The following is a 7,141-nucleotide window of genomic DNA, read 5'->3' as shown; positions in this document are numbered from 1 at the left end:
CGCCCCCCCCGCCCCGGGCGGGGGGTTGGTGGGGCGGGGGCGCGGGGCCGGGGGGGGGGGGGGGGGGCGGGCCGCCCCCCCCCCGAGCTACCCGCCTCGGACGCGAACGCCGCGGAGGGAGGGAGGCTACCCCCCTCCCTAACCCTCCCCCCCAAGGGGGGAGGGAACAAAGGCACAAACAACTAGAGCCGCGGCCGCCCGCTCAATCCCGTCGCGTCTTCAGACCTTTGCGGACCGCCTCCAGAGCGGCCGTCATCTCCTTCACCCGGTCCGCGTTCGCGGCCGCCACGTTCTTCGCCTCCGCCGGGTCGTCGGCGAGGTTGTACAGCTCCGGCCCGCCCTTCATCTTGCCCGCCGGCACGATCAGCTTCCACGGCCCTTGCCGCAGCGCGTGGGCCTGGAAGTTCCCGGCCTGCGTCAGCAGTTCCGTGCGGCCGGTCCCCTTCCCTTGCAGCGTCGGCCACTGGTCGAAGCTGTCCGGCCCGGCGTCGGCGTCCAACTTCTGCCCGGTGGCCGCGGCGCACGTCGCGAAGAGATCGACGTGGCAGATCAAAGCCTTCGACTCCGCGCCGGCCGGGACCTTGCCGGGGTAACGCGCGAGGAACGGGACGCGGTGGCCGCCCTCGTAGTTGCCGCCCTTGAACCCGCGGAGCGCCCCGTTGCACTTGTGGCCGCTCATATCGTTCTGCGTGCCGTCCACGTACCCGTCGTCCATGACGCCGCCGTTGTCGCTGGTGAAGACGACGAGCGTGTCGTCGGCCAGCTTCAACTCGTCGAGCTTCTTCATGATCTCGCCGACGCACCAGTCGAGTTCCTCAATCGCGTCGCCGCGGAGGCCGTGCTGGCTCTTGCCGCGGAACCGCTTGTGCGGGACCCGCGGGACGTGCGCGTCGTGCGTCGCGAAGTAGAGGAAGAACGGCTTCGCCTTGTTCTCGTCGATGAACTTCACCGCCTTCGCGGTGATCGTGTCGGCCATGTCCTCGTCCTTCCACCGGGCCGCCTTGCCGCCGGTCATCCACCCGATCCGGCTGATGCCGTTCACGATCGTCATGTCGTGCCCGTGGCTCGGCTTCTGGTTGAACAGCAGGTCCGGGTTCTCTTTCCCAGTCGGCTCGGTGCCGACCTTCTGCTTGTAGTCCACCCGGATCGGGTCGTTCGGGTCGAGGCCGACGACGCGGCCGTTCTCGACGTACACGCACGGCGTCCGGTCGCCGGTCGCCGGGATGAGGAACGAGTAGTCGAACCCGACCTCCCGCGGCCCCGGCTTGATCTCCGCGTTGTAATCCGGCTCCGTCTCGCCCAACCCCAAGTGCCACTTGCCGACGACACCCGTGGCGTACCCGGCCTGTTTCATCAGCTTCGGGATCGTCATCCGGTCGAGTGGGATCGCGAGCGGGGCGACGCCGGAGAGGATGCTCGCCCCCGGCCGGTGGCGGAACGAGTACTGCCCGGTGAGCAGCGAGTACCGCGTCGGCGTGCAGACGGCGGCCGGGCTGTGCGCGTCCAGGAACTTCGTCCCGGCGGCCGCGAGCTTGTCCAGGTTCGGCGTGTGAATCTTCGTCGCGCCGTAGCACGACAGGTCGCCGTACCCTATGTCGTCGGCGAGGATGACGACGACGTTCGGCTTGTCGGCGGCGGCGGCGGAGGAACTGGCGAACGCGAGCGCGAGGAGGAATCGCAGGTACGGCATGACCGGCCCTCGGGGAGAAGGTGAGGGTGGTGGTTTAGTGAAACCGCCGCGGCCGTCCCTACCATGACCCCATCGCGGGTTGACGCGCGACCCGCCGGCATCCGTATTGGGGGTTGGACATGTCCGACAAGCGGCTCGCGGGGAAGGTGGCGGTCATCACCGGGTCGGCCCGCGGCATCGGGGCGGCCATCGCCGTCCGGTTCGCCCAAGACGGGGCGAAGGTCGTCGTCAACTACTCCCGCAGCGCGGACGAGGCGAACGCCGTCGTCGCGCAGATCAAATCCGCCGGCGGCGAGGCCATCGCCGTGAAGGCGAACATGGGCGAGCCGGCCGAGATTCCGATGCTGTTCGCGGCGGCCGTGAAGGCGTTCGGCAAGCTCGACATCCTGGTGAACAACGCCGCCATCATGCAGCGGACGTTCCTGCCGGACGTGACGGCCGAAAACATCGACGCGCACTTCAACGTGAACGTCCGCGGCTACCTGCTCTGCTGCAAGCACGCGGCCGAGCTGATGACCGCCGGCGGCAGCATCATCAACGTCGGCAGCGCGATCAGCCGCATGGCGTACCCCGGCGCGGTCGTCTACACCGCGACGAAGGGGGCGATCGACGTGATGACCCGCGTGCTGGCCGCCGAGCTGGGGCCGCGGGGGATTCGCGTGAACGTGTTGGCCCCCGGATCGACGCGGACGGACATGAACAGCGAGAAGAGCGGCAAGACGAAGGAGGAGGAGAAGCAAGAGATCGCGCTGACGGCACTCCGCCGGATCGGCGAGAGCGAGGACATCGCGGACGCGGCCGCGTTCCTGGCGACCGACGACGCCCGGTGGGTGACCGGCACGTGGCTCGACGTGTCCGGTGGGATTCGGCTGTAAACGGGCGGTCGTAGGGATTTTCCCCGACAATGCTCGCGAACTCGGACGAACCCGGCAAAAATTGGACACGGAACTCGATGATTCATTCGAGTCACCGTTTCCCTCGCACTGGAGCCCCCGCCCATGGGTTCGGTTCGAGCCGCTCGCGGCCGTCCGGGGTTTACCCTCATCGAGTTGTTGGTCGTGATCGCGATCATCGCGATCCTCATCGGGTTGCTGCTCCCGGCCGTCCAGAAGGTCCGGGAGGCGGCGAACCACGTCCGGTGTAGTAACAACCTCAAGCAGCTGGTCCTCGCGTCACACAGCGCCAACGCCACGCACGACAAGCTCCCCGCCGGGATCGGGAGCTACCCCGGTCCGGGGGCCTACGGCGATTACTTCTTCCACCTGCTGCCGTTCGTCGAACAGCAGAACGTCTACGCCGGATCCTACGCGGCCGGGCGGTACTTCGTCGGCCACAACCAGACGTTCGCGAAGCCGATTCCCGGCATGGTCTGCCCGTCCGACCCGAGCGCCCCGGCCGGCGGCGTCGCCGCGGACACCGTCGGCAACCTGTGGGGCGTGGCCACCTACGCGGTCAACGCGCAGGTCGTGCTGCGGGTGGACGCCGAGGGCCGGATGATCACGCCGGACCACTCGAGCCGCCTCCCGGCGGACATCACCGACGGCACGTCGTCCACGGTGTTGATGAGCGAGAAGTACGCCCAGTGTTCCAATGCCAGCTACCCGGTCGGCGGGAACTTCTGGGGGTACTACCTCACGTCCGGGAGCATGTTGTTCCCGAACCACCCCGGCTACGCGATCTCGTGGAACGGGTACAGCATCGGCCCCGGCTCGAAGTTCCAGGTCCGGCCGACGCCGTTCAACGGGTCGTGCGACCCGACGCTGGCGTCGTCCCCGCACCCCGGCGGCATCCACGCCGGCATGGCCGACGGCAGCGTCCGCCACCTGTCCGCGGGGATGACGCTGTACACCTGGTGGTACCTGCAAACGCCGCGCGGCGGCGAAATCCTTCCCTCCGACGCCCTCTGACCTCGTAGGCCCACGCCCATGTTTCCAACCTTCCGCCGATCCACGGCCCTCGGCCTCGTCGCCGCCGTCCTCGCCCTGGGCGGGTGTCGGCCGGCGGCGAGCACCGTGTCCGGCCGGGTGGTCTACAACGGGAAACCGCTGAACGGCGGGTCCGTCGTGATGTTCGGCCCCGGCGAGAAGCTGTACACCGGGCTGATCGGCGCGGACGGCCGGTACGCCATCGCGAACGTCCCGCCGGGCGACCTGCGGGTGACGGTGAAGTCGCACACGGCCGTGCCGTACAACTTCAACGTCGGGTCGCGGGCCCCGGCCGCCGTGAACGGGCCGAAGGGTCCGACGGAAGGCCCGCCGCCGGCCCCGGTCCCGCCGATCCCGGACCGGTACGGCGTGCCGGAGGAGTCCGGCCTGGCCGTCACCGTCGGCCGCGGCGAGACCACGTTCGACATCACACTAACCCGCTGACCGCCGCGGCGGGCCGGGACCGGTTTGGCTTTTCGGGTTTCAGACTCCCATGTTTCGACTCGTGTTGGCGGCGTGCGGCGGGTTCCTCGTTCTGCTCGGGGCCGGGACCGTCGCGGCGTGGGCGACGGCGTGTCAGCCGTTCATCCAGTTCCACACGCAACTGCAACCGTTCCACTACAACCCCGCGCTCCTGCTGACCGCGTGGGGCGGCGGGCTGCTGTTGGCGGCCTGCGACCGCCGCCGCGGGGCGGCCGCGGCGGCCATCGCAGTCACCCTCGGCGGCATCGGGGCGTTGGCTGCGGGCGCGATGTCGTTCGGCCCGGCCCTGGCTACGTGGGCGTTCCCCGCCGACCCGCTGTTGCCCGCGGTTCCGGCCACCGGCGTCCACTGGCTCGCGGCCGTCGGGTTCGTCCTCGGCGGCGTCGGCCTGTGGCTGACCGCCCGCCCCGGCCGCGGGCCGGCCGGGGACTGGCTGCTCGTCGTCCTCGGTATCGGCGTGGCGTTCGGCACGGTCGCGCAGTTGGTGAACTCCCCGCTGTTCCTCGGCCCGCCGAACCAGCTCGGCCCGCCGCTCTTGCTGTGCGTCGGGACGCTGGCCGGCGGGGCGGCCGCGCTCGTCGCCGGCGTCCGGGCGACGTACCCGGCGCTGCCGATCCGGTACGTCCTCGCCGGCGGCGTGTGGGTCGGCGGGCTGCTCCTGACCGTCATCCTCTGGCTCGCGCTGGAATCCAAGGAGAACGAGCGGCTCCATCGGCTCGTGCAGTTCGACGCGGCCGAGACGCACATGCTCATCCAAAAGGCGCTCGAAGACTGCGCGTACCGGCTGTCGGAGTCGGCCGGCAAGGTGAGGAACAAGGGGGAGGCGGCCCTCGGGCAGGACGACCTTTCCCTGTACGTGGGGAACCGACACGGGGTCTACGGCCTCGCCCGGTTGTACGCCGACGGCCGGCTGCGGTGGGTCGAACCCGACGCCCGCCACCCGCTGCCGACGACGCTCGACGCGCTCGGCGGGGCGGCGCTCGCGGCCGCCGTGCGGCAGGGGCAGCCGGCGGTCGTGCGGCCGCCCCGGTCGAAGTGGGACGGGAACTGGGTGCTCCTCTTCTACTGCCCGATCCGGTCGGACGACCCGGCCGCCGGCGGGCTGGTGGCGGTGACGTTCACCCGGCCGTTCCTGGACGCCGTGTTCCCGCACACCGTCGCGACAGGGTACGCGCTGGAAGTCCGCGACGGGCCGGACGTACTGTACGTCCGCGGCGGGTCCGAGGGGCCGACCGGCCGCGCGTTCGCCGTCCACCACAAGACGCAGCTGACCGGCCTGAACTGGGAGGTCCGACAGTGGCCCACGTCGGTCGTGCTGGACCGCGAAAGTCTCCCGGTCGCCGGGCTGGTGCTCGTCGCCGGCGTCAGCCTCGTGACCCTGTTGGCCCTCGCGATTTACCTCGCGCAAACGGCCCGCCGCCGGGCGGCGGCGTTGGAGCGGGAGGTCCGCGAGCGGGTGACGGCGGAGGCCGCCTTGCGACTGAGCGAGGCCCGGTCCCGGTCGCTGATCGACAACCTCCGGCACGGCGTCTTCCTCAAGGACGGCGACGGCCGGTACATGGCCGCGAACCCGTCGTACTGCAAGCTCGTCGGCCGGCCGGAGGCCGACCTCGTCGGCCGGACGGACGCCGAGGTCGCCCCCCTGTTCGCGGCGCGGTGGGCCGACGTTGACGGCCGCGTCCTGGAGCACGGGTCGGCGGAGAGCGAGGAAGAGGTATCCATCGACGGCCAACCGCGGACCGTCCGCCGCGTCCTGACGCCGCTGCTCGACGCCGTCGGCGGCCGCGTCGGCGTGTTGGGCATGAGCTGGGACGTGACCGACGAGCGGGCGATGGAAGCCCGCCTCCGGCAGACCGGCAAGCTCGACGCCCTCGGCCAGCTCGCCGGCGGCATCGCCCACGACTTCAACAACCTCCTCACCGCCATCGTCGGGAACCTCGAACTCGCCCGGCTGAAACTGTCCGCCCAGAACCCGGTTGTCGAAATGCTCGACGCCGCCCAGTGCGCCGCAGACCGCGCGTCGTCCTTGACGAATCGGCTGCTCGGGTTCGCCCGGCAGCACCATCTCGACTGGCAGGTCCTCAACCTCGGGTCCGTCGTCGGCGAGGTGGTGTCCTTGCTCCGCCGGACGATCGACCCGCGGGTGCGGCTGGAAGCGGAGTTGCCCGCCGACCTGGGGTTGATCGAGGCCGACCCGAACCAGATGAATCAGGTACTCATGAACCTGTGCATCAACGCCCGCGACGCGATCAACGGGCCGGGGTGCGTCCGCGTCCGGGCCGCGAACGTGGACGGGGGGGCGGACCGGGCCGGCCACGACCGGCCGGAGGGGAAGTACGTCCGCCTCAGCGTCCAGGACGACGGCGGCGGGATGACGCCGGAGACGATGTCGAAGATGTTCGACCCGTTCTTCACGACGAAGGAAGTCGGCAAGGGGACCGGCCTCGGGTTGGCGATGGTGTTCGGGATCGTGCAGGGGCACAACGGGTGGATCGAGTGCGACAGCCAGGTCGGCGTCGGCACGCGGTTCGACCTGTACTTCCCGCAGACGAATCAACCGGCGACCGACCTGATCGTCCCGGCCGCGGCCCCGGCCCCGGCGACGGGCACGGCGACGATCCTGCTGGCCGACGACGAGGACATCGTCCGCCGGATGGCCGCGATGGTTCTCCGCCAGCACGGGTACAACGTGCTGGAGGCGGCGGACGGCAAGCAGGCCGTCCGGGCGTTCGCCGAGGAGGGGGCACACATCGACCTGGCGGTCCTCGACCTGACGATGCCGGTGTTGTCCGGGCAGGACGCCTTCCGGGAGATCGTGCAATCGCACCCGAACGCCCGCGTGATTTTCGCCAGCGGGTACGCGTCCGAGCAGCTCGAGGCGGACGAGACGAAGAAGATCGCGGGGTACTTGAAGAAGCCGTACCGCCCGCAGGAGCTGGTCACTTGCGTCCGCGAGGCGCTGGAGGCGGACGCCGTCCGGCCGCTGCCGGCGTAACGATCGTGGGCCTGACTTCCGAAGTCCGGCTTCGACTTCGGAAGTCGA

5 protein-coding genes are annotated in these 7,141 nt (G+C 70.4%); 4 read left to right on the top strand and 1 reads right to left on the bottom strand.

The genetic code is table 11. The features are described from left to right. Positions 1 to 202: 202 nt before the first annotated feature. A complete protein-coding gene (locus tag AC5JJ2_RS13200) occupies positions 203 to 1,690 on the bottom strand; it encodes a sulfatase family protein (protein WP_495858459.1) in 1,488 nt (495 codons plus the stop codon). Between the two features lie 119 nt (positions 1,691 to 1,809). On the opposite strand from AC5JJ2_RS13200, the gene AC5JJ2_RS13195 reads away from it, so the two are divergent. From AC5JJ2_RS13195 to AC5JJ2_RS13180, 4 genes are all read left to right on the top strand, one after another. Further along, on the top strand, positions 1,810 to 2,565 hold the full coding sequence (locus tag AC5JJ2_RS13195; protein ID WP_495858458.1) for an SDR family NAD(P)-dependent oxidoreductase: 756 nt from the start codon (positions 1,810 to 1,812) through the stop codon (positions 2,563 to 2,565). A gap of 123 nt (positions 2,566 to 2,688) precedes the next feature. Beyond that, complete coding sequence (locus AC5JJ2_RS13190) at positions 2,689 to 3,597, top strand: DUF1559 family PulG-like putative transporter (RefSeq protein WP_495858457.1); 909 nt, start codon at positions 2,689 to 2,691, stop codon at positions 3,595 to 3,597. Between the two features lie 18 nt (positions 3,598 to 3,615). Then, positions 3,616 to 4,059 carry a carboxypeptidase-like regulatory domain-containing protein gene (locus AC5JJ2_RS13185; RefSeq protein ID WP_495858456.1) on the top strand — a complete coding sequence of 148 codons (444 nt, stop codon included), beginning with the start codon at positions 3,616 to 3,618 and terminating at the stop codon, positions 4,057 to 4,059. Positions 4,060 to 4,108: 49 nt separating this feature from the next. Next, positions 4,109 to 7,093 carry an ATP-binding protein gene (locus AC5JJ2_RS13180; RefSeq protein WP_495858455.1) on the top strand — a complete coding sequence of 995 codons (2,985 nt, stop codon included), beginning with the start codon at positions 4,109 to 4,111 and terminating at the stop codon, positions 7,091 to 7,093. Positions 7,094 to 7,141: the final 48 nt, after the last annotated feature.

It is taken from the genome of Limnoglobus sp. (assembly GCF_059499385.1).
Note: the sequence above shows the minus strand (reverse complement) of the source record. Positions and strands in the feature narration are given on the sequence as shown.